Origin of the sequence: Actinoplanes sp. NPDC051861 (genome assembly GCF_040681145.1) — a bacterium.
Classification (GTDB): Bacteria; Actinomycetota; Actinomycetes; order Mycobacteriales; family Micromonosporaceae; genus Actinoplanes.
Genome location: NZ_JBFAYE010000003.1, coordinates 687,493 through 707,417, shown reverse-complemented (window position 1 = coordinate 707,417; position 19,925 = coordinate 687,493). Strand labels below are relative to the sequence as shown.

At 68.1% G+C, this 19,925-nt stretch carries 21 protein-coding genes; 6 read left to right on the top strand and 15 right to left on the bottom strand.

Translation table 11 applies throughout. The annotated features are described in order from the left end of the window. Positions 1 to 2: 2 nt before the first annotated feature. Positions 3 to 383, bottom strand: a complete 381-nt coding sequence (locus AB0M02_RS14090) for a DoxX family protein (RefSeq protein WP_364225999.1) — start codon at positions 381 to 383, stop codon at positions 3 to 5. Between the two features lie 77 nt (positions 384 to 460). Between AB0M02_RS14090 and AB0M02_RS14085 the strand changes: the two genes are divergently transcribed. The 4 genes from AB0M02_RS14085 (at position 461) to AB0M02_RS14070 (ending at position 3,197) form a co-directional block, all read left to right on the top strand. Beyond that, entirely contained in the window at positions 461 to 1,333 is an 873-nt protein-coding gene (locus AB0M02_RS14085; RefSeq protein WP_364225996.1) for a sigma-70 family RNA polymerase sigma factor, read from the top strand. Continuing rightward, complete coding sequence (locus AB0M02_RS14080; protein ID WP_364225992.1) at positions 1,302 to 1,790, top strand: GNAT family protein; 489 nt, start codon at positions 1,302 to 1,304, stop codon at positions 1,788 to 1,790. Before AB0M02_RS14085 ends, AB0M02_RS14080 begins: the two co-directional genes overlap by 32 nt. 72 nt (positions 1,791 to 1,862) lie before the next feature. After that, positions 1,863 to 2,474 (top strand): DUF2625 family protein, encoded by a 612-nt coding sequence (locus tag AB0M02_RS14075; protein WP_364225989.1) that lies wholly within the window; start codon positions 1,863 to 1,865, stop codon positions 2,472 to 2,474. Positions 2,475 to 2,891: 417 nt separating this feature from the next. Next, the gene (locus tag AB0M02_RS14070) at positions 2,892 to 3,197 is read left to right on the top strand and encodes a hypothetical protein (protein ID WP_364225986.1); all 306 of its coding nucleotides are present in this window, start codon (positions 2,892 to 2,894) and stop codon (positions 3,195 to 3,197) included. Between the two features lie 127 nt (positions 3,198 to 3,324). Here the strand turns inward: AB0M02_RS14070 and AB0M02_RS14065 are convergent, their stop codons facing one another. Further along, positions 3,325 to 4,692 (bottom strand): hypothetical protein, encoded by a 1,368-nt coding sequence (locus AB0M02_RS14065; RefSeq protein WP_364225983.1) that lies wholly within the window; start codon positions 4,690 to 4,692, stop codon positions 3,325 to 3,327. A 482-nt stretch (positions 4,693 to 5,174) separates the two neighbouring features. Further along, the gene (locus tag AB0M02_RS14060) at positions 5,175 to 5,867 is read right to left on the bottom strand and encodes a DUF6082 family protein (RefSeq protein WP_364225980.1); all 693 of its coding nucleotides are present in this window, start codon (positions 5,865 to 5,867) and stop codon (positions 5,175 to 5,177) included. A gap of 923 nt (positions 5,868 to 6,790) precedes the next feature. Between AB0M02_RS14060 and AB0M02_RS14055 the strand changes: the two genes are divergently transcribed. After that, entirely contained in the window at positions 6,791 to 7,228 is a 438-nt protein-coding gene (locus AB0M02_RS14055; protein WP_364225977.1) for a pyridoxamine 5'-phosphate oxidase family protein, read from the top strand. A 34-nt stretch (positions 7,229 to 7,262) separates the two neighbouring features. Here AB0M02_RS14055 and AB0M02_RS14050 read toward each other — a convergent pair whose 3' ends face one another. The 5 genes from AB0M02_RS14050 to AB0M02_RS14030 form a co-directional block, all read right to left on the bottom strand. Next, positions 7,263 to 8,309: an Ldh family oxidoreductase gene (locus tag AB0M02_RS14050; protein WP_364225974.1), complete on the bottom strand. Its 1,047-nt coding sequence runs from the start codon at positions 8,307 to 8,309 to the stop codon at positions 7,263 to 7,265. 91 nt (positions 8,310 to 8,400) lie between these two features. Beyond that, the gene (locus AB0M02_RS14045; RefSeq protein ID WP_364225971.1) at positions 8,401 to 10,077 is read right to left on the bottom strand and encodes a thiamine pyrophosphate-dependent enzyme; all 1,677 of its coding nucleotides are present in this window, start codon (positions 10,075 to 10,077) and stop codon (positions 8,401 to 8,403) included. Next, positions 10,074 to 10,931 (bottom strand): amidohydrolase family protein, encoded by an 858-nt coding sequence (locus AB0M02_RS14040; RefSeq protein WP_364225968.1) that lies wholly within the window; start codon positions 10,929 to 10,931, stop codon positions 10,074 to 10,076. The genes AB0M02_RS14045 and AB0M02_RS14040 overlap by 4 nt, the downstream gene beginning before the upstream one ends. 120 nt (positions 10,932 to 11,051) lie before the next feature. Continuing rightward, complete coding sequence (gene lhgO, locus AB0M02_RS14035; RefSeq protein ID WP_364225965.1) at positions 11,052 to 12,254, bottom strand: L-2-hydroxyglutarate oxidase; 1,203 nt, start codon at positions 12,252 to 12,254, stop codon at positions 11,052 to 11,054. Between the two features lie 18 nt (positions 12,255 to 12,272). After that, entirely contained in the window at positions 12,273 to 13,712 is a 1,440-nt protein-coding gene (locus AB0M02_RS14030) for an aldehyde dehydrogenase family protein (protein ID WP_364225962.1), read from the bottom strand. A gap of 104 nt (positions 13,713 to 13,816) precedes the next feature. Here AB0M02_RS14030 and AB0M02_RS14025 point away from each other — a divergent pair, with 104 nt between their 5' ends. Further along, positions 13,817 to 14,104: a putative quinol monooxygenase gene (locus AB0M02_RS14025; protein WP_364225959.1), complete on the top strand. Its 288-nt coding sequence runs from the start codon at positions 13,817 to 13,819 to the stop codon at positions 14,102 to 14,104. A 117-nt stretch (positions 14,105 to 14,221) separates the two neighbouring features. Here AB0M02_RS14025 and AB0M02_RS14020 read toward each other — a convergent pair whose 3' ends face one another. From AB0M02_RS14020 to AB0M02_RS13990, 7 genes are read right to left on the bottom strand one after another with little or no spacing between them, the layout of a single operon-like run. After that, positions 14,222 to 15,196 carry a hypothetical protein gene (locus AB0M02_RS14020; protein WP_364225956.1) on the bottom strand — a complete coding sequence of 325 codons (975 nt, stop codon included), beginning with the start codon at positions 15,194 to 15,196 and terminating at the stop codon, positions 14,222 to 14,224. Then, positions 15,189 to 15,635: a heme-binding protein gene (locus tag AB0M02_RS14015; RefSeq protein WP_364225953.1), complete on the bottom strand. Its 447-nt coding sequence runs from the start codon at positions 15,633 to 15,635 to the stop codon at positions 15,189 to 15,191. The genes AB0M02_RS14020 and AB0M02_RS14015 overlap by 8 nt, the downstream gene beginning before the upstream one ends. Then, positions 15,623 to 16,402: an alpha/beta hydrolase gene (locus AB0M02_RS14010; protein WP_364225950.1), complete on the bottom strand. Its 780-nt coding sequence runs from the start codon at positions 16,400 to 16,402 to the stop codon at positions 15,623 to 15,625. Before AB0M02_RS14010 ends, AB0M02_RS14015 begins: the two co-directional genes overlap by 13 nt. Further along, on the bottom strand, positions 16,402 to 16,776 hold the full coding sequence (locus AB0M02_RS14005) for a VOC family protein (RefSeq protein WP_364225947.1): 375 nt from the start codon (positions 16,774 to 16,776) through the stop codon (positions 16,402 to 16,404). Before AB0M02_RS14005 ends, AB0M02_RS14010 begins: the two co-directional genes overlap by 1 nt. Next, complete coding sequence (locus AB0M02_RS14000) at positions 16,773 to 17,537, bottom strand: fumarylacetoacetate hydrolase family protein (protein WP_364225944.1); 765 nt, start codon at positions 17,535 to 17,537, stop codon at positions 16,773 to 16,775. Before AB0M02_RS14000 ends, AB0M02_RS14005 begins: the two co-directional genes overlap by 4 nt. Position 17,538: 1 nt before the next feature. After that, positions 17,539 to 18,969 (bottom strand): NAD-dependent succinate-semialdehyde dehydrogenase, encoded by a 1,431-nt coding sequence (locus AB0M02_RS13995; RefSeq protein WP_364225941.1) that lies wholly within the window; start codon positions 18,967 to 18,969, stop codon positions 17,539 to 17,541. After that, positions 18,966 to 19,847 carry a VOC family protein gene (locus tag AB0M02_RS13990; RefSeq protein ID WP_364225938.1) on the bottom strand — a complete coding sequence of 294 codons (882 nt, stop codon included), beginning with the start codon at positions 19,845 to 19,847 and terminating at the stop codon, positions 18,966 to 18,968. The genes AB0M02_RS13995 and AB0M02_RS13990 overlap by 4 nt, the downstream gene beginning before the upstream one ends. Positions 19,848 to 19,925 lie beyond the last annotated feature (78 nt).

Genomic DNA, 19,925 nt, shown 5'->3' with positions numbered 1-19,925 from the left:
CCCTACAGCGGGCTCAGGTCGAACCGGCCCCAGGCCAGGAGCGCGAACATGCTCAGGTAGAACAGGTCGCCGGCGAGCAGCTTCCACTCTCCCCGGCGGAAGCGAGTGGTCGCGGCGCCGGACATCAGCAGCATCAGCCCGCAGGCCGCGAGCGGCGTCAGAACCGGCGCGACGCCCGTCGCCGCGGGCAGGATCAGGCCCAGGCACCCGACGATCTTGATGGCACCGATGATTTTGAGGTGGACGTCACCGAAGTCGTCGACCCATCGCTGGCTGGGCCCGACAGCGCGGTACCGCTCCTTCGGCATCAGCAGCAGGCTGGCGCCCCCGGCGGTGAACGCGAGAGCGAGAGCGCCGGCGAGGATCCACAGGGCGAGGTTCATGATTGCTCCTTCGTTGTTACGTCAGCCCGCTCGGGCTCGTCGTGTGGATGACGGATCCGAGTGGGAAGAGGTAACCGATGAGCGCCGAGGAGTTCCAGGCACACCGCGAACGGCTGGTGGCGATCGCCGCGCGCGTCCTGGGCAACCGCACCGACGCCGAGGACGTCGTGCAGGAGGCCTGGCTGCGCCTGGCCCGCCAGGAGCCCGGGTCCGTGGACAACGTGGCGGGATGGCTCACCACCGTGGTCGGCAGGCTGAGCATCGACGTGCTGCGGGCGCGGACGGCCAAGGGCGAGGTCCTGTACGACACCCATCCTGTCGTCGCCGAGGACGACGACCCGGCGGATCAGGCGTTGCAGGCCGAGTCGCTCGGTCTGGCGCTGCTGGTCGTACTGGGCTCCCTGGGACCCGACGAGCGGCTGGCGTTCGTGCTGCACGACATGTTCGCGATGCCGTTCTCGGAGATCGGCGCGATCATCGACAAGTCGGCCGACGCCGCGAAGATGGCCGCGAGCCGTGCCCGCCGCAAGGTCCACGGCGCCGCACGTCCCACCGCCCGCCCGCACCAGCAGCGCCAGGTGGTCGACGCGTTCCTGGCCGCCGCCCGCGACGGCGACTTCGAGGCACTGCTGACGGTTCTCGACCCGGACCTGACCTGGGAGGTGAAGGGCGCGCGGGACGTCACGGTGACGCGCGGCCGTGCCGAACTCGTCCGCGCGGTGGTGCGCGGTGGCGGGCTCGGCTTCACCGCTCGCCGCGTCCTGGTCGACGGGCAGCCCGGGATTCTCGCCTGGGGGCCGGCCGGTCACCCGGTGGGCCTGATGGCCTGCACCGTCGAGGACGGCCGCATGACCAGGGTCGTCTCGTACACCGACCGCGCCCGCCTGAACACCGCCGTCTCAATGTTACGTTCCCGGGGTGGTGACACTTCGAGCCGCGGCTCAGCATGACGTACCGAGGCTGGTCGAGATCCGGTCGGCCCCCGAGGTGTCCCGGCGGTGGGGCGGCGACGACGACCTGGTCAACGTGGTGTCCGCGGAACTCACCGATCCGGACACGCGGGTGCTGGTGATCCTCCACGAGGGTGGTGTCGTGGGTGCCGTCCAGTGGAGCGAGGAGGACGATCCCGACTACCGGCACGCGGGCATCGACATCTACCTCGATCCCGCAGTCCACGGCCGAGGACTTGGAAGCGACGCGGTCCGTACCCTCGCCCGGCACCTGATCGACGAGGTCGGTCATCACCGCCTGGTGATCGACCCGGCGGCCGACAACCACGCGGCGATCCGCTGTTACGCGAAGGTCGGCTTCCGCCCGGTCGGGGTAATGCGCAGCTACGAACGAGGGCCGGACGGCACCTGGCACGACGGGCTGTTGATGGACCTGCTCGCGCACGAGTTGACCTGACAGCGCACGGGGGCAGAATCTTACGGACCGGCCGCCTGGCGCAGGTGCACGACAATTTGGCATTCTCGCGGCGTGGAAGAGATCGCATGGGGTGAGGTCGCCGCAGCCATTGCCGCAGCGCCGTACCCGGTTCAGTTGCTGCCCCCGGATGCCACACGCGCCGAGACAGCCCTGGCGTTCCTGGGAATCACCACACGCTCTTGGCTCGGAGCCGTCGTGGCCAACACCGGTGGATTGCTGATCGATCACGGTTGGTTGCGGGTTCTGGGCAGTGGCAGCGATGGCCTTCCCGACGTGACCGATCAGGCCGATCCGGCGCTGGGCGGGTTGATCGTCGCGTATGACGTACTGGGCGGCCAGTTCGCGTGGCTTCCAGGTCAGCCGGGCGCCGTGCCGACGGTGCATTACTTCGCTCCGGACACCCTTGAGTGGGAAGACCTGGAACAGGGCTATTCCGACTGGTTGTACGCGGTCCTGGCGGGGTCGATGACACAGTTCTACGACAGTCTGCGGTGGCCGGGATGGCAGCAGGAGGTGGGAGTCTTGCCGCCGGATCAGGGGATCACCGTCTTCCCGCCGCCGTGGAGCCAAGAAGGCCAGGACTTGTCAACCACCACTCGCGCCGTAGCTCCGCTGGTCCAGATCGCCAGTTATCACCTGGAGACAGCACGGCAGTTGGGATGACGCTCGCCGACACCGCAAGCCACGGCCGTCGGCGACGGACGCTCCACTCACAGGTCAACGACACACGGTGACTTGACCGGCAACGACCGACGGACCTCGATGCCTTCAACGACATCCTCCGAGGAGGTTTCGGGACGCCCGACGGTTGCTGGACTTTCCTCTGGCGCAACTCCGAGCTGTCCCGCTCGGCGCTCCGTCACGAGGCGACGATCCGATGGCTCCAGCAAGTCCTGCTCACCTGCCATCCGTCTCACCTGCCATCCGTCGAACAACGTCCGTTTCCAGGACCGGATCAGACGTGCGCCTCTGGGCGCGGGCCCTACGCTCTTCGACGACATCGTCGAGATCATCCGCCGCCACGGTCCTGGCGGTGACGAATGCCGGACCCAGGTAGCAGCGCCGAGTGATGATCACATCGTGGCACAACTACCCGAGGATGTTCGGTCGGCGTTTCGCTTCTTCGCCTTCTACCTTGCCAACGGCACGCTCGTCATGGATGTGTTGGAAGACTTCGACTACCGCCCCGTGGTCATGACGTACGGGTCCGGCCTCGAGCAAGTGTTCGCGGTCTTCGCCAACGTGCTGGACGTGGACGAGGCCGGCCAGGTGACGAACTACTCCGACGCGGAATATCGCGCAGCCCAGTGGATCCGAAGGGCCTGCGACGGGGCCTATGAGGTAGACCCTCCGTTCGCCGACTGGGAACTCGAGTTGCCGCTGTAGACGCCACGGCTCGGGCGGCAACGCTCGGGCCGTGCGCCCAACGGCAAAGTCGTGCACTCGATCATCGGCCCTGCCAAAGAGCGCGCACGCTCGGCGGCGATGATGAGTACATCTGACGTCTCGACGTTTAAGGGGCCTCTCGCGCATCCGTTGTTCTCGGAGTTGGAATACGTACGTCGGTCCGCAAATTAGTCTGTGCGCGTTCAGCCAATCGGCGGCGTAAGAGCTCGGTGCCAGGAAATTGGGTTTCACGCGACGTCGGATCAGATTCAACTGCGGCGATGTCGCCCTCATGCGCTTCTGGCCTCCTTCGCCTCCAATGCTTCGAGAGTAGACGGCTTATGACGCCGGCGAGCCTCTCCGCCAGCAGCAGTATGACTCCGACCGCCTCGACAACAAGCGCTCCGGCTATGCCGAGAAAGATGCCTCCGGCAAGAAGATTTCTTTCATTCTCACTCTCTTGCGAGAGGTCTATGACAGTTGAATATACAGGCCTCCTGGCTCCGGTGGACGAGGCAGATTCGACACTCTCAATTGCATCAGCAGGACCTCCGCCGTATCCAGCTTCACATGATGTCCAGTCGACCTGGCCGCCTGTCGTTTTATCGTGAACTGGCGTCGATGAGTCGACTCGTTCGTGGCCGCCTATTACATAGCTCAACGACGGGCAGCTGGGATCCTTTTGGGAAAGCGGTGTATCAATTGCTCCAATCGGCTTTCTCTCCCAAATGTCGGTCTCCATGACCGGTACCGATAGATAATGTTTATGCCGATCGCGCAACCAAAGCAGGGATGGGTCCACCTCGCAGAGGACGCGGATGAAAGAGTCAGCTCGATATTTAGAAATTTCGAGCACGCGTCGGCTCGGCGGCCACATCCCGCCTTCGCGGTCATAGAAGCTGCCTGCCATGTCTAAATCCGGGGCGAGCTGCTCGGCTGGGACAAACCTAATTTCCGCCGTTTCGTTCTCGGCAACGCAGTTGTCCAGGAATCGCGCAGTAGAACCTTGTGCAACTAGATACGAGGGTGCGTCAATATTTGATCCGCGCGGTTCCAACTCCACCTGCAGCTCGGCTCGCGCGGCAGGAAAGTTCAGATGCCCGTTAGGCCATTCAGGCTCTCCGCCAGGCGGCACGTAAGGCAGAATAGTAAGATTGAAATGAACTCGCTCGAACGCTCCGTTCTCGACGCCGAAGAACAGGACGTCTGTATTCGTCCAGTTACGCTGCTCCGGTCGAAAAAGGACACTCTGCCATGCGTCTCGGGTAGCAGCGGCAATAAGGACCGCCAAAGCAAGATAACAAATTATTCGCGCGACGGCAGTTCGCATTCCTAAGGATAGGACGCCTTGAATGAAGGAGTCAACGCTCGGTACCTGCGGCGGGCGGGACTTATGATGCTCATGAGCGATGTGGTGCTCAATCGACTTGCATGCGACGAACTTCGACCGTACAGGATTTACACTATTGGTGACAAAATCCTCCTTTTCGGTCATTCGAACGGGAAATGAATTCGGCCGCTCCGCAGGACTCTCATCGGCTATGACAGTAAGAACTGATTGGCGCAGTTGGCCACCCGCTGGCGATGACCTCGTTCAGTTCTCCCCCACCTTCAACGACTCGGCGGAGGCCCGCGAACTTCTTACCGAACGGTTCCGCGACCACGGCGAACAGGCGGAGCCCGAGGACGCCATCGCGCAGTTGCTCCAGCTTGCGCAGGCACGCGCTGGATCTGCTGATGGTCGAGGCCGGCAACGAAGACGCGCGGCGCGGCGCCTAGGCTCACCGCCGCCTCACCGAGGCTCTCGATGAACTTGAGCTTCATTGAAGGATCGACGACAACGAGAAAGTAACGACGAACGCCACGTAACAGGTTCGCGGGCCGCAAACGGTCCACGGCGAGATCGCGTCACATTTTGGAGCATGTCTCGGCAGATGATCGCAACGATGTCGGCAAGACGTCAGCGCTGCGCCTCCGTCATTGCGTGGGCGGAGACAGCGACCGCGAACCAGCCTCGCTTGTGATCTCCGAGCCCGCATCCGCCCGCTGCGCCTCGTTCGGTGGCGCGCTGTACGTTCTTTCGAATTCGTCATCTACCAATTGATAGAACGGGCTCAACCCACCAAAGTTTCTTGCAAGATTCTCTCGTCGCTTCATCCACAGGTCTCGGGCGACCTGACTTTCGAACATTTCACCGCAGAGCTCCTCACGAATAGACGCCTCAGTCATGTTGCCGGCTCGCAGGCCAATTTGGCCGAAATTCAACCACAGCGTGGTGAAGTAGTACCGCCGCGCTTCCAACTCGGAGCTGAATCTCTCGGAGTTGCCGATGCAGGGAGCGAACGTGGCCGGATCCTCGATGACGCGCGCCAGAAGCCCTGCGTGAGCGGAGTGCCAGGCTTCGTAGTCGTAGCGTTGGTTCTGTCGGCTCTGGTAGGTCACCGACAGAACCACCCCGATCAACGCGGCAGCAGAGAACAGCGTCGAGAAGATGCCGATGGCCTGACCAGTGTCGCTAAGTCGATCCAGTGTGCTGTCCGGCATGCGGAGCATGACAACGACGCTCGCGATCAATACGGCTGCGAGAATTACGGCGCAGGCAACACCGACCGCGAGCCATGCGCGGCTCGTTCGCTTCGATCCAATCACCGGCTCGGGAACGCTACTCATCGTCACTTGCTCCTCTCCAGGCGTCTACCCAGGAGTATCAGACGTACGAAAGTGTCCGAGACTGACGTTCACCGATTCGCGATACAACGGCGCCGGCGCTCAGTCATCAACAAAGCGGTGGACGCCGCCACTCGCGGCCTGACACAGGAGTGACCGCGAATTCGGCCGTCGCGCACCGCCGACGGCATGACATCGAGACGAAATGGGATCGGGCACCCCGTAGGAATGGCCCTCAGACAGCGCCGTAGGGATCCCGGGCTGCGAGCATATCGGCGATCGGAACGCCACGACGGACCCCTAGCCGGCGCCGCTGGCGCACCTGCGCGCTCGTACGCGGCCGGAATTTCGGCTCGCGTCCGCAACCGCAGGTCTCGAATCCCTCGTAGCGCAGGCCTGCGGCAAGCACCGATGCCACGGCGGTCCAGCCGGAGCGGTCCCGGCGCCGAGGAGGAGCGAAGTCATGACCGGCGAACACCATAGGTCTACGGCAACGGGTACACGGATGAGGCACCCCGTCCTGCGGCTGCTTGCTGCTTCGGCGGCACGGCACGCACACGTAGTGAACCTTGTAGGGCATCTCCGCGTACCGGCACATGCGGTCAGGATAACCGGGCAGCCGCGGAGGCCACCCACAATTCCTCTGCCGCTGGACGAGGCCTTTAATCCCGGCAGGGAGGGTTACCCGAACGCACTCAACTCAAGCAGAAGCGTGCGCTGGACGTCGTGGGCAATGTGGAAGGCGTGTGTGCGCCGCCCGGCGGAGTCGCGCACGCTCTCGCAGCCGCCATCGAGTTCCTGGCGGCGACCTGAGATTCCTCGGCAGGGGCCGGCCTTTCGAACGACAGCCCTGGGTGATGCCGCCGGGGCCGATCGGATGGCCGGATGGGCGACTCGGGTCTGTCGATGTCTGTAGCGTGAGGGACATGTCCTTGGCAATGACACCCGCCGAGCGTGAGGCCTTCCTCGCTGAGGTACACGTCGCGGTCGTCAGTGTGGCTGATGACGACGGGCGCGGGCCGCTGGCAGTCCCGCTCTGGTACGACTATCAGCCCGGCGGCGACATCGTGCTGGTGACCGACCGGAACAGCCGCAAGGTGGAACTCGTCCGCAAGGCCGGGCGGGTCACCGTCTGCGTGCAGGAGCAGGAGATGCCGTACCGCTATGCCTCCGTCGAGGGCGCGGTCATCACGATCGAAGGCACTGTCACCGTCGAGCGGCGCTGGGAGCTCGCCCGCCGGTACCTGGGTCGGGAGGGCGCTGACGGCTACGTCGAGGCGACACGGGACGCGACCGCGCGCATGTGTGCGATTCGCATCCGCCCGGAGCACTGGCTCACCCGCGACTACACGAAAGCGGCGTGAACCGCCCGGCCCGGCGCGGGCCGGGCGGTTTGTCTCAGGTGGTTGCCGGCAACGGCACGCCCAGCTTCTCGGCGGCGATCCGCAGTTCGGCCCAGAGTTTGGGGGTCACCGGGATGCCGTCGGCGGTGCGCCTGGTGGCGATTGACGCGCTGCTCTCGCCGGGGTAGCGGATGTCGGCGTCGTCGGTGGCCGGGGGTAGGGACTTGAGGGTTTCGAGGGTGGTGGCCACGGCTGGGGCGAAGTCTGCCGCGTTGCCGAACGCGGCGGGGTTCAGGGCCAGGAGCAGGGCGTTCTGGCGGTGGGCCCGGCCGTCCGGGTCGTCGCTGTGGAAGGAGCTGAGGATGGGGGCGCCCAGCAGGACGCTGGTCAGCAGTTCGAAGACCAGGGACATGCCGGCGCCTTTGGCGCCGCCCAGCGGGAGCGGCATCCTGGCCAGGTTCGGGTCGGTGGTGGGGGTGCCGTCGGCGGTGGCGGCGGTGCCCTCGGGGAGGGGGCGGCCGGCGTTGCGGAACTGAGCGATCTTGCCGAGGGCGATGCCGGCGGTGGCCATGTCCAGCAGGGCGGGTGGGTGGCCGGTTGCCGGGACGGCGATGGAGAGCGGGCTGGTTGCTACGGCGGCGCCCTTGACGCCGGGGTATGCCATGTTGGGCATTCCGGCTACGAAGGCGATGCCGATCAGGCCGGCGTCGGCGATCCGGGAGGTGTAGTAGCCGATGGCGCCGGTGTGGACGGTACGGCGTACGCCTACTGCCCCGATGCCGCTCGCGGAGGCCCGGCTGATCGCCTCGTCGGCGGCGGCGGTCAGGGCCACGGGTCCGGGTGCCCGGTCGGCGTCCAGTACCGCGACCGCCGGGCTGGTCGAGCTGAACGCCAGCACCGGGTCGCGGTTGGCCTCGCCCGAGTCGAGCAGTTCGAGGTATCGGGGTACGCGCGAGGTGCCGTGCGAGTCGACCCCGCGCAGGCCGGCCCAGGTCAGGACGGCGGAGATGGTGGCGGCGTGGTCCTCGGTGACGCCGGCCGCGGTGAACAGCGCGGTGGTGAAGGCGCGCAGGTCATCCGCGGGAATCAGGATCTTGGACATGTGGCTCCAGATGATCAAGGCATGACGCGACGGGCGCGCGACGGGAAGGGCGTGACGCGACGGGCGCGGGACGGGAAGGCGAGAGGGCTGCTCAGCGCGTGACGCGGACGTTGACGATCGCGGTGGTGCCGCCGCGGACGGATTTGAGTGCCCGGTCCAGCGCCGGCGCCAGCTCGGCGGTCCGCTCGACGGTCTCGCCGTGCATGTCGAAGGGCGAGGCGAGTGCGGCCAGGTCGGGCTGGTCGCTGAGGTCGTTGCCGAGGAACTCGCCGGTCTGCACGGCGGCGCCCTGCGGATAGAACCGCAGGTGGTTCATCTTCATCGACCGGTACTCAGCGTTGTTGAAGATCACGATGAGGAGGGGCAGGCCGTTGGCCTTCGCCGCCTGCAGTGACTGGATGATCGGGTTGTAGAGGAACGCGCCGTCGCCGACGGTGAACACCACCGGCTTGTCCGGCGCGGCCAGCTTCACGCCGAGTGCCACCGCGAGGCCCTGGCCCAGACCGCCCTGGACGTAGAAGTACGAGTCCGGCGCGGTACGGCGCAGGTGACGCTGAACCACCCGGCTGTGCGTGATGGTCTCGTCGACCACCACCGAGTCCTCGCCGGCCAGCAGTTCGCGCAGTGCGGAGGCGACCAGCACCGGGTCGATCCGCTCCGACTCGGCGGCCCTCGTCTCCGCGGCCGCCACCGCCGTCACCTCAGCGAGGTGCCGGGACCGGTCGGCGACCCGGGTCACCAGGCCCTGCTCCGCGGCGCGGACAGCGAGTTCGCGGAGCGTGCCGGGCACGCCGCCCTCCAGGTAGTGGTCGGCGTTGAGCACCTGGTAGGCGATGTGCGGCCGCTGCGGCACCTCGTCGATCACGACGATCTTCGCGCGGGCCGGCCGGCGGCTCGGCGGGTAGAACGGCGCGCGGCAGTTCAGCAGAACGATCACGTCGGCGGTGTCGACGAACGGCTCGATCTCGCCGCCGGCGTGCAGGTCGTGGTCGCGGGGGAAGTTCACGCAGACCGCCGAGGCGGGCTCGACGACCGGGATCCGCAGCGCCTCGGCGAACTCGACCAGCGCGGCCAGCCCGTCGGCCTCCCGCCCGGCCGTCTCTGTGATGATCACCGGGTTCTCGGCGGCGGCGAGCAGTTCCAGGACGGCCTGCATGTCCTCGGCCGCGCTGACCGACGTGCCCGGCCGGGCCAGGGGCTTCGGGTCGGGGCCGTCCCACCCCTCGAGCAGGACCTCGAGGGGAATGTTGAGGTAGACCGGCCCGGCGGGCGCCCGCGACGCCAGCTCCGCGCCGCGGGTGACCATGGTCGGCAGCGTGTGCACGCTCGCCGCCTGGTTGGACCACTTCACGAACGTCGCGGCCATCGCGTGCGGGCCGCCGACCACCGAGAGATTGCGGTACCACTGGCCGCCCGGGTCCGGGCCCGGCCCGTCGCCGTAGGTGACCGACTCGGAGGAGGCCACCACCATCGGCACGCCGGCCAGCAGCGCGCCGTGCACGGCCATCGAGCCCTGCAGCAGGCCCGGCCCGGCGTGCAGCAGCACACCCTGTGCCCGGCGGGTGATCAGGCCGTACCCGGTGGCCATGCCGACCGCGACGGTCTCGTGGGTCAGGTCGAGGTAGTTCGGGCAGGGCAGCCCGTCACGGTGCCGGCGGGCCAGCGACTCCCACACCGGGGCCCATTCCGACCCCGGCGAGGAGAAGATGTAGTCCGCCCCGGCCGCGTTGAACGCACTGACGACCGCGTCGCCACCATCGGTGATCATGCGATCGGCCAGTCCAGGACCTCGCAGATGCCCCGGCCCATGATCCAATCGAGCTCCTCCGCGGTGAAGTCGTAGTGCTTGGTGAACTGCTCGATGGTCTCCACGTAGCTCAGCCCGTGCCCCATCAGCCGGGTGATGTCGGTGCCCCAGAAGCAGCGGCGCGGACCCATCTTGTCGACCATCTCGCGCACGTACTTCTCGATGTTGAGGTTGGGGAACGGCTGCGTGGAGTAGCCCGGGAGCGCCGACACCTTCACGTAGATGTTCGGGTGCCGGTGCAGGTCGGCGGTCTCCTGCACCCAGTAGCCGATCGCGTCGTCGACGCACCGGGCCATGATCCCCATGTGGTCGATGATGATCTTCAAGTCGGGGTGCCGCTCGGCGATCTGGCCCAGCTCCGCCTTCCAGACCGGGGCGTGCACCATGGTCGGGATGTTCAGTTCCTCGGCGATCGGCCAGTACCAGTCGTTCGTGCCGTCGATCATCCAGTTCCGGTCGATCGGACGGTGGAAGGTGAGGCGGGTGCCCTTCACGTACGGGTTCTGCGCGAAGTCGCGCAGCATCGCCGTACCCTCCTCGGGTTTGTTCTGTGGAATGCGGGCCATGATGCCGAAGCGGTCGGGGAACGCCTCACACGCCTCGATCGCGTAGTCGATGCGGTCGCCCTCCCAGGACGGCGGGAGGATCAGCGCCCGGTTGACGCCGGCCTCGTCCATCATGGCCAGGCACTCCTCGTAGCTGAACGGGTCCTCGCGGTGCCCGTTCAGCCGGATACGCTCGCGAGCGCCCGGGACCCAGGGCCGGTCCGGAGTCTCTTCCTTCCAGATGTGCACCTGGGAGTCGACGACGAACATATGCGTTCCCTTCCTGTTCCGGCTGTCGTGCCAGCCGATGCCATGAAGCTATGTGGGATTTCCGGCCCTGCGGAGTCCGCGCCGCGCAATCGGTTGTTGCATGAACGACGTGCTCGCCGACTACTTCCCGAAGACCTCGCCGACCACGTACTCGGCGATCGCCAGGGAGGACGTCGCCGCAGGTGAGGGCGCGTTTCGTACGGCGGTGACCGGGCCGAGCCGGTGGATGCGGAAGTCGTCGACGAGGGCGCCGTCGCGGTCCAGGGCCTGGGCACGCACGCCCGCGCCGGCCCGCTCGACGTCGGCCGCGCCGATCTCCGGGACGTACCGCATCGCCTCGGCCATGTAGCGGCTCTTGGACAGCGACCCGCGCACCTCCTTGACGCCGGTACGCCAGTGCTTGCGCGCCATGTGCCAGGTGCCCGGCCAGGCCGCGATGCCGAGCAGGTCCGGGATCGAGAAGTTCGTCCGCCGGTAGCCCTCGCGGGCGGTCGCGAGCACCGCGTTCGGGCCGACCTCGACGACACCGGTGACCCGGCGGGTGAAATGGACGCCGAGGAACGGGTAGCGGGGGTCCGGCACCGGGTAGATCATGCCGCGAACCAGGTCCGCCTTCGGCGGCTTGACCCGCATGTACTCGCCACGGAACGGGATGATCCGGGGTGCCGCCGCGTCGCCGGCCAGCTTGGCGACCCTGTCGCTCTGGATACCGGCGCAGACGATCAGCTGATCCACGACGACGTCACGATCACCCGACACCACGCGGATCCGCCCGCCCGAGCCGGCGCGGGAGATCCGGTTCACCGGGAATCCGGTGCGCACCTCTCCCCCGCCCGCCCGGATGTCCTCGGCGAACGCCCGGGCCACGCCCGGGAAGTCGGTGATCGCCGTCTCCGGTGAGTGCAGCGCCGCCAGCCCGGCCGCGTGCGGCTCGATCTCCCGGATCCCGGCCGGGTCCACCCGGCGCAGCCCCGGCACACCGTTCTCCCGCGCCCGCGACTCCAGGTTGTCGAGGCGCCCCAGTTCGTCCTCGCGGACGGCGACCACGAGCTTGCCGCACTCGTCGTACGCGATCCCCCGCTCCGCGCAGTACTCCCGCAGCAGCAGCCGTCCCCGGGTGCACAGCTCGGCCTTCAGACTGCCCGGGGTGTAGTAGATGCCCGCGTGCACGACGCCCGAGTTGTGGCCGGTCTGGTGCAGCGCCACCTCGTCCTCCTTCTCGAGGACGACGACCCGGGTGCCCGGCCGGCGAAGTGTGATCTCCCGGCCGACAGCCAGGCCGACGATGCCGGCCCCGACGATTCCGACGGTCTGGTCCGCCACGAGTGTTGCCTCCCCTGATCAGCCACCGAAGTGCATGGCAAAAGTTTTGACCTTGGTATAGAACCGCAGTGCCTCGGCGCCTTGCTCCTTGAAGGGGGACCCGGAGTCGCGGAAACCACCGAACGGCTGGTGCACGTCCCATCCGGACGTCGTGGTGTTGACGGCGATCTGGCCGCAGTCCACCTCCGCGAGGAAGCGGTGTGCCGCCGACAGGCTGTCCGTGAAGACCGCCGCGGCCAGCCCGTACCGGGAGTCGTTGACGGCGGCGATGGCCTCGTCGAGGCCGTCGACGGCGCGGACCGCGAGGACCGGGCCGAACACCTCGTCGCGCCACAGGTCCATGTCCGGGGTGACGCCGGCCACGATCGCCGGGGTGACCCAGCAGCCGTGCCCGGCCACCTCCTCGCCGCCCTCGACCGCCGCGCCCTGCTTGGCCGCGGCGGCGATCGCGGCGAGCACGCCGTCGCGGTGCGCCGGGCTGACGAGCGGGCCGACGTCGGTGTCCGCGTCCCGGCCCGCGCCGACCCGCAGGCCGGCGACCCGCTCGCGCAGCAGGCCGAGGAACTCGTCGTGCACGGACCGTTCGACCAGCAGCCGGCTGGTCGCCGTGCAGCGCTGCCCGGCCTGGCCGAACGACGCGGCGACCACGGCGGTGGCGGCCTTCTCCAGGTCGGCGCCGGCCAGGACGACGGAGGCGTTCTTGCCGCCCATCTCCGACTGGAACCGGACCCCGCGGGCGGCCAGCCGCACCCGCAGCGCCTCGCCCACCTCGTTGCCGCCGGTGAACGTGACCGCGGCGATCCGCGGATCGTCCAGCAGCGCGCCGGATATCTCCGCGGTTCGGCCGGTGACGACGTTGATCACGCCCGCCGGCACGCCGGCGTCGTGCAGGGCGCGGGCCAGGTGCAGGGCCGAGGTGGGCGTCTCGGTGGCGGGTTTGAGCACCACGGCGTTGCCGGCCGCGAGCGCCGGCGCCAGCTTGCGGGCCGGGGTGATCAGCGGGTCGTTCCAGGGTGCGACGGCCAGGACCACGCCGAGAGGTTCCCGCTGGAATCCGGTACGGGTACCCGGCCGCGCGTCATGAATCAGCGACCCGTACTCCTGCCGGCCGATCCCCGCGTAGTACTCGAAGAAGTCGGCCGCCTTCTCCGCCTCGACCCGCGCCTCAGCGAGGGTCTTGCCGTTCTCGGCGACGACCGCCCCGGCGATTTCCGCGGCGCGTACCCGCAGGAGCACCGCGGCCTTCGCGAGAATCTTCGAGCGCTCGATCGCGGAGGTGGCCCGCCACACCGCGAAACCCGCCTGAGCCGCCTCGTAGATGCCGGTGACCTGCTCGGCGGTGAGCGCCGGGACCCGCACGAACGGCTCCCGGACGTCGGTGGGGTCGAACACGTCGACCCACTCCGGCGCACCCACCCAGCGCCCGCCTGCCAGCGTCTCGACGGTACGAACGGACATCGCTGCTCCTCATGACGATAGGGGAAAGCATTGTTTGCGCCCGGCGCACCGCGTTCCCTGGTGGAATTCGCCGGCAGATCCGAAGCGACTCTCCGGAGGACACCGTGGCCTTTGCCGTCATCGCCCACTACCGCTGCGCCCCCGAGGACGCCGGGCTCGTCCGGGCCGCGCTGCTGACGATGCGCGAGCACACCCGCGACGAGCCGGGCAACCTCGAGTACGTGGTGCACGTGGACGCCGAGGACCCCGCCGCGTTCGTCCTCTACGAGGTCTACGCCGACCGGGCGGGGTTCGACGCGCACGCCGCCAGCGACCACTTCGCCGAGCACATCCTCGGCACGGTCCGCCCCCGCCTGATCGACCGGCGGGTGTCGTTCACCGAAGTCCTCTGACCCGCGTGTGGAGTACGGCCCCGATACGCACCCCAACTCCACACGCAACAAGCACTCACACCCCGCGTGTGGAGTACGGCCCTCATACAAACCCGAACTCACCACGCAAGAAGGGTGTTAGAGCTCGTTGCCCCAGCACATGCGGGCGAACGTCTCCACGTGGGTGAGCTTGCGCCACTGGTCCTCGGCGCTGATCGTGGCGCGGCCGGCCACGTCGGAGAACCCGGCGCTCGGGCTGACCGCGACGTCCTCGAGGTCGCGCACCGAGCCCACCACGTCCATCCTGGTCATCACCGTCTCGACGTCCTCCAGCAGCGGAGTCAGCGGCGAGACGATGCCCAGGCAGACGTCGCGATCGGCCGGGACCGCCCGCAGCAGCGCGGTCTCGGCGGGCGCGCCGGTGTCGTAGGGCAGCACCCAGCGGTCCACCGGGATCGCGGTGAAGAGCCGCTCCGCCACCGCCGGGTCGACGTCGCCGGTCACGCCGGTCGCGGGGCAGAACCCGATCCGCACGTTGAACGGCTTGTCCGCGACGCTCACCGCCATCGCGTCGACGGCCAGAGCGGCGGCGAGATCCAGGGCGCCCGTGTCGCGGCCGGTGAGCTTTTCAGCGTACGCATGATTGTCGATCTGAATGAGCCGCACGCCGCGTGAGATGACCGCCTCGATCTCGTCCCGGATGATCCTGGCGAAGGCTTCGCCGAGCTCGCGCGCGCTTCCCCAGGGCCCGCCCGGCACCCAGAGGCGGCTCGCGAGGAACGCGGGTGACGGCAGTGTGGCCTTGGCCGGGATCTGCGTCAGCGCGGCGAGCCCGGCCACGTCGTCGGCGACCAGCGTCCGGGTGGCCTTCAGCGAGCCGCCGTCGAATCCGTGCACCGCGTCGAGGATCACGCTGCGGAAGTCCGCTCGCCGGAACTCACCGTCGGTGACCACGGTCAGGCTTAGTTTGCGCTGCCTGCGGACCGCCTCGGCGATCGCCGCGTCCTCGATCTCGCGCAGGTCGGCGGCGTGGGCGGCCCGCGCGGCCAGCAGCTCGGGCGGGCGGACCAGGCTGCCGTGGTGGTCGATGCGGAACTTGAAAGTGTCAGCCACGATTCTTCCCCCACGCCGAGAACACCAGCTCGTAGCCGAGTTCCTTCAGCACCTCCTCGCAGGCCTGCTGGTCCTCGGCGGGCGTGCCGCCGGAGACACCGAGGCCGCCCAGGATCTCGCCGTCCCGCTTGATCGTCACGCCGCCCTCGGTGGCCACGATCGGGTGTGTGGCCATCTGCGAGAGCTGGGCGAAGAAGCCCGGGTTGCTCTGCGCCCAGTCGTAGAGCATGTTGGTCGGCCGCTCCATGATCGCCGCGCTGTACGCCTTCGCGATCGCGATGCTCGGGGTCAGCGCCCGCGCGCCGTCGGAGCGCTTCACCGCGATCAGGTGGCCGCCGGCGTCGACGACCGCGACGCTGAGCGCCTTGCCCAGTCGCTCGCCGCGCTCGAGGGTGCCGGTCAGGATCGTCTCGGCCTCGGTCAGGGTCAGCTTGGGCATCGGAGTGCCTCCCGAATCTTGACGATCGCGGCGTTGTAGTCCCCGGGCGCCTCCCAGTACATCGAGTGCGGTGCGCCCGGCACAACCTCCAGGTGCGAGCCCTTGACGAGCTCGTGTGCCCGGCGGACGGTGGCGAGGCTGAGCACCGCGTCGGTCTCACCGGCGAGGAACCAGACCTGAACACCCGAGGAGACGATCTCGTCGATGCTCGGGCCGTTGGCCGACAGGTTGCGCAGGTCGGCCATCTTGGCGACGTTGAACGTGCCCATCTGCTGGAAGAGGAACGTGAGCGCCGGTTGCGACGTCTGGAAGCTCTTGCTGAGCAGACGATCGAGGACCGGCAGTTTGACCGCTTCCGCCCGGTCGGTCGCGACGAGTTCGCTCAGCTCGGGATGGTCCAGGCCGCCGAGCGAGTGCCCGAGCGCGACCCCGCTGACCCGGTCCGGCCGGTTCAGCGCGGCCCGCAGTGCGGCGACCGCCCCGATCGACTGGCCGACCAGCAGCACGTCGCGCAGGTCCTCGGCCTCCAGGACGGCGATCAGGTCGCCGGGGAAGTCCTGCCCGTCGAACTCGGGCATCGACGAGTCCGACTTGCCGAAGCCGCGCAGGTCCACGGTGACCACGGTGAACCGGTCGCGCAGCGCGGCGACCTGCTGCCACCAGGCGGCGTGATGTCCGCCGGAGCCGTGCACGAAGAGGATCACCGGGCCCGCGCCGTGCCGCTCGTAATAGATGTCCGCACCGTCGGCGGAGGCAGCGATCGGCATCAGGCGGGCCGCTTTCCGTGGTAGACGAGCTCGATCATGGTGTGGTCGGGGTCGTGGATGTAGCAGAACTTCGACTGGTTCTCCGGGCGCTCGATCGGCCGGGTGTGCCGGATGCCGAGCTCTTTCAGGTGCTCCAGGAATCCGTCCCAGTCCTCGACCTCGATGGCGAAGTGATAGGGCGCCATCCGGTCCATCTCCTCGACCGGCGTGAAATGCAGGTCGAAATTCCCGCGGGTCATCAGCACCACCCTGGTGTTGCTCTTCGGGGTGATCGCCTTGAGCCCGAAGACCTTCGAGTACCACTCTTTGGTGCGCTCGGGATCGGTGGTCGGGAAGTTCACGTGGTGGATGTACTTCGGCGCGTTGCTGCTCATCTGGGGTGCCTTTCGGTCCGGACCGGGTTGGAGAGCGTCCCGATCCCGCTGATCTCGATGTCCACGGTGGATCCGGGCTCGATTCCGACGGTGCTGTCGGCGCCCATCCAGAGGACGTCGCCGGGGTGCAGGGTGAGATATTTCGAGGTCTCGACGAGATAGTCGAAAGGGTCGAAGACCATGTCGCCGGTGGCGAACTCGGCGCGGATCTCGCCGTCGACGCGGACCGTGGTGGTCTGTTCGAGGGGGTCGACGGAGGTCTCTATCCAGGGACCCATCGGTTTGAAGGTGTCGCTGTTCTTGCTGCGCCAGAACGTGCGGTCGGCGTGCTGCCATTCACGGGCGCTGACATCGTTGCCGATGGTCCAGCCGAAGACGGACGCCTGCGCTTCGTGCCGGGAGACCCTTTTCATCGTACGGCCGACGACCGCGACCAATTCTCCCTCGGCTTCGAATCGCCCGGTCACGTCCGCCGGTTTGACAATGGGTGAAAGGTGCCCGGTCAGGGCGTTGTTCGCGCGATAGCCGGGCTCGGGACGGTCCGGGATCCTGGCGTTGTGGTGCTCGATGTGCCCGCGGTAGTTGAATCCGACGGCGTAGAAGACTCCCGGGATCACCGGTGGCAGGAATGTCACGTGATCGATCGGGATCCGGTCGCCGGTCTCCTTCGGCTGCCCGGTGATCGGGCTTCCGTCCAGGACGAGGACCTCGCCGTCCACGACCACGCCCCAGCGCGGTCCCTTGATGCGGACATAGCGCATTTCAGTCCACCAGCAGGTGAGAGACGCGCTTGGTGATCAGGTACGCCTCGACGCCCTCGGGGCCGCCCTCCTTGCCGTACCCGCTCTGCTTCACGCCACCCGACGGCGCCTCGTGCACCGACCCACCACAGTGGTTGATCGACAGGATCCCCGCCTCGAGGCCGCTGATCAGCTTCTCCGCGGTCTTCGAGGAGCGGGTGAACCCGTACGCGGCCAGGCCGTACGGCAGTGAGTTGGCGACGTGCAGCGCCTCGTCGAGATCGTCGAACGGCACGATCGGCGCGACCGGCCCGAACGGCTCCTCGACCATCACCCGCGCGTCCGCCGGCACGTCCGTGAGCACTGTCGGCGCGAAGAAGAACCCGGGCCGGTCCAGCCGCTCGCCGCCGGTGACGACCATCGCTCCCCGGCTGACCGCGTCCGCAACCAGCTCCTCCATGGCTTTCAACCGGCGCGGGTTGGCGAGCGGTCCCATCGTGACGCCCTCGTCCCGGCCGTCACCGACGACGATCCCCTCGGCGGCCGCGACGAACGCGTCCAGGAACTCGTCGTGAACGGCCGAGTGCACCAGGAACCGGCTCGGCGACGTGCACACCTGGCCGGCGTTGACGAACTTGGCGAAGGCGGCCTTGCGCGCGGCCCGCACCGGGTCGGCGTCCGCGCACACGATGACCGGTGCGTGGCCGCCGAGCTCCATGAGGGACGGTTTCATCTCGGCGCCCGCCCGCGCGGCGAGCAGCTTGCCGACCGGGACGGACCCGGTGAACGCGACCAGGCGGATCTCCGGGGCCGCGATCAGGTGTTCCGACACCTCGGCGGGCTCGCCGAAGACCAGGTTGAGCGCACCGGCCGGCACCCCGGCCTCGGCGAAACAGCGGACGATCTCGACGGCCGCGCCCGGGGTCTCCTCGGACGCCTTGATCACGATCGAGCAGCCGGCCGAGAGGGCGCCGGCCATCTTGCGCATCGGTGACCCGGCCGGGAAGTTCCAGGGTGTGAACGCGGCGACCGGGCCGACCGGCTCGTGCCGCACCGAGAGCACGGTGTCGCCGGCCGACGGGATGATCCGCCCGTACGCCCGGCGCGCGTCCTCGGCGTCCCAGCGCAGCGCCCCGGCGACCCGCTGCACCTCGCCGCGCGCCTCCTTCCACGGCTTGCCCTGCTCCGAGGTCATCACGGTCGCCACCCGGTCCGCCCGTTCCGCCAGCAGGTCGGCGGCCCGGTGCAGGATCGCGGTGCGCTCGGCGATCGGGGTGTTCCGCCACGCCTCGAATCCGCGGACCGCGGCTCTCACCGCCCTGTCCAGATCCGCTGTCGAGGCGAGAGGCACGTGTCCCAGGATCTCCTCGGTGGCCGGGTCGAGCACCGGCGCGGACCGGCCGGTCATGACCCACTCGCCGTCGATGAAGAGCCTCAGGTCCGGATATTTCACGATGTCGTCTCCCGGGAGCTGCGGAGGGTCCAGATGGTGTGCGGCGGGGCGGTCTCGTGCACCCTCGTGCCATAGGAGTCGTCGACCCGGTCCATGTCGGCGGCCAGTTCGACCCGCCCGCCGCACGGCGCGTGCACGAACCGGAAGACGTTGGAGCCGACCGTGTGCCGGCCGAGCTTGCGCGCCTCCTGCCAGCCCTGGGCGATCATGTGGTTGCCGCCCTCGATGACGTCGTCGAAGCCGTTCACCTCGTACGAGACGTGGTTGACTCCGGCCCGGTCCGGCCGGTGGCAGAGCAGGAAGTTGTGCTGGTCGGCGTCGCCCTCGACCCGCATGAACACGCCCATCGGCTTGACCACGTCGGTCGGGATGAACTCGAGCCGGTCGGTGTAGAACGCCACCGCCTCCTCGCGCCCGTCCTTCGGGATGTTCAGCGCGACGTGGCAGATCCGGATGGGCCGCACGCGGCCAACGGTGGTGAGCGCCTCGTTGACCCTGGTGATATGTCCGGATTTATTAGCTTTTCTGGGTTTGTCGTGTGGTAGGCCCGGGTCGCCCACCAGCGTGAGGCCGACGCCGAAGCCGGTCTCGTCCACCGTGTGGAACACACCGTCCTCGGACACATGACCGGGCCGGTCCACCCGTGAGACGAGCCGATGCAGCTCGGACGTCGTGTCGACACCCCAGACGATCTCGCGGATCGTCGGCCCGCTCTCCACCGCCGGCGGCAGATCAGGCGCCGGCGACGCGTCCAGGACGAGGGTCTGCCCGATCCGGGTGGCGAAAACGGCGCGATCCGCCTCCCGGGAGACCGGAGTCAGCCCGAAATCGTCGAAGAAACGCACGTTCGTGTCGAGGTCGCCGACGGTGTACGTCACCGATTCGATCCTTTGTATTCCCACCGCCGCCGACCTTTCTGGAGGCTTTCTGGAGGCTTTCTGGAGGTGCCGAAATCG

What these genes read in the sequence shown, in the direction of transcription:
- AB0M02_RS14090 (WP_364225999.1), bottom strand. Translation starts at nt 383, where the DNA reads ATGAACCTCGCCCTGTGGATCCTCGCCGGCGCTCTCGCTCTCGCGTTC.
- AB0M02_RS14040 (WP_364225968.1), bottom strand. Translation starts at nt 10,931, where the DNA reads ATGTTCGTCGTCGACTCCCAGGTGCACATCTGGAAGGAAGAGACTCCG.
- AB0M02_RS14085 (WP_364225996.1), top strand. Translation starts at nt 461, where the DNA reads ATGAGCGCCGAGGAGTTCCAGGCACACCGCGAACGGCTGGTGGCGATC.
- AB0M02_RS14030 (WP_364225962.1), bottom strand. Translation starts at nt 13,712, where the DNA reads ATGTCCGTTCGTACCGTCGAGACGCTGGCAGGCGGGCGCTGGGTGGGT.
- AB0M02_RS14050 (WP_364225974.1), bottom strand. Translation starts at nt 8,309, where the DNA reads ATGTCCAAGATCCTGATTCCCGCGGATGACCTGCGCGCCTTCACCACC.
- AB0M02_RS14010 (WP_364225950.1), bottom strand. Translation starts at nt 16,402, where the DNA reads ATGCCGATCGCTGCCTCCGCCGACGGTGCGGACATCTATTACGAGCGG.
- AB0M02_RS14015 (WP_364225953.1), bottom strand. Translation starts at nt 15,635, where the DNA reads ATGCCCAAGCTGACCCTGACCGAGGCCGAGACGATCCTGACCGGCACC.
- AB0M02_RS14005 (WP_364225947.1), bottom strand. Translation starts at nt 16,776, where the DNA reads ATGAGCAGCAACGCGCCGAAGTACATCCACCACGTGAACTTCCCGACC.
- AB0M02_RS14065 (WP_364225983.1), bottom strand. Translation starts at nt 4,692, where the DNA reads ATGACCGAAAAGGAGGATTTTGTCACCAATAGTGTAAATCCTGTACGG.
- AB0M02_RS14060 (WP_364225980.1), bottom strand. Translation starts at nt 5,867, where the DNA reads ATGAGTAGCGTTCCCGAGCCGGTGATTGGATCGAAGCGAACGAGCCGC.
- AB0M02_RS14000 (WP_364225944.1), bottom strand. Translation starts at nt 17,537, where the DNA reads ATGCGCTATGTCCGCATCAAGGGACCGCGCTGGGGCGTGGTCGTGGAC.
- AB0M02_RS14055 (WP_364225977.1), top strand. Translation starts at nt 6,791, where the DNA reads ATGTCCTTGGCAATGACACCCGCCGAGCGTGAGGCCTTCCTCGCTGAG.
- AB0M02_RS14045 (WP_364225971.1), bottom strand. Translation starts at nt 10,077, where the DNA reads ATGATCACCGATGGTGGCGACGCGGTCGTCAGTGCGTTCAACGCGGCC.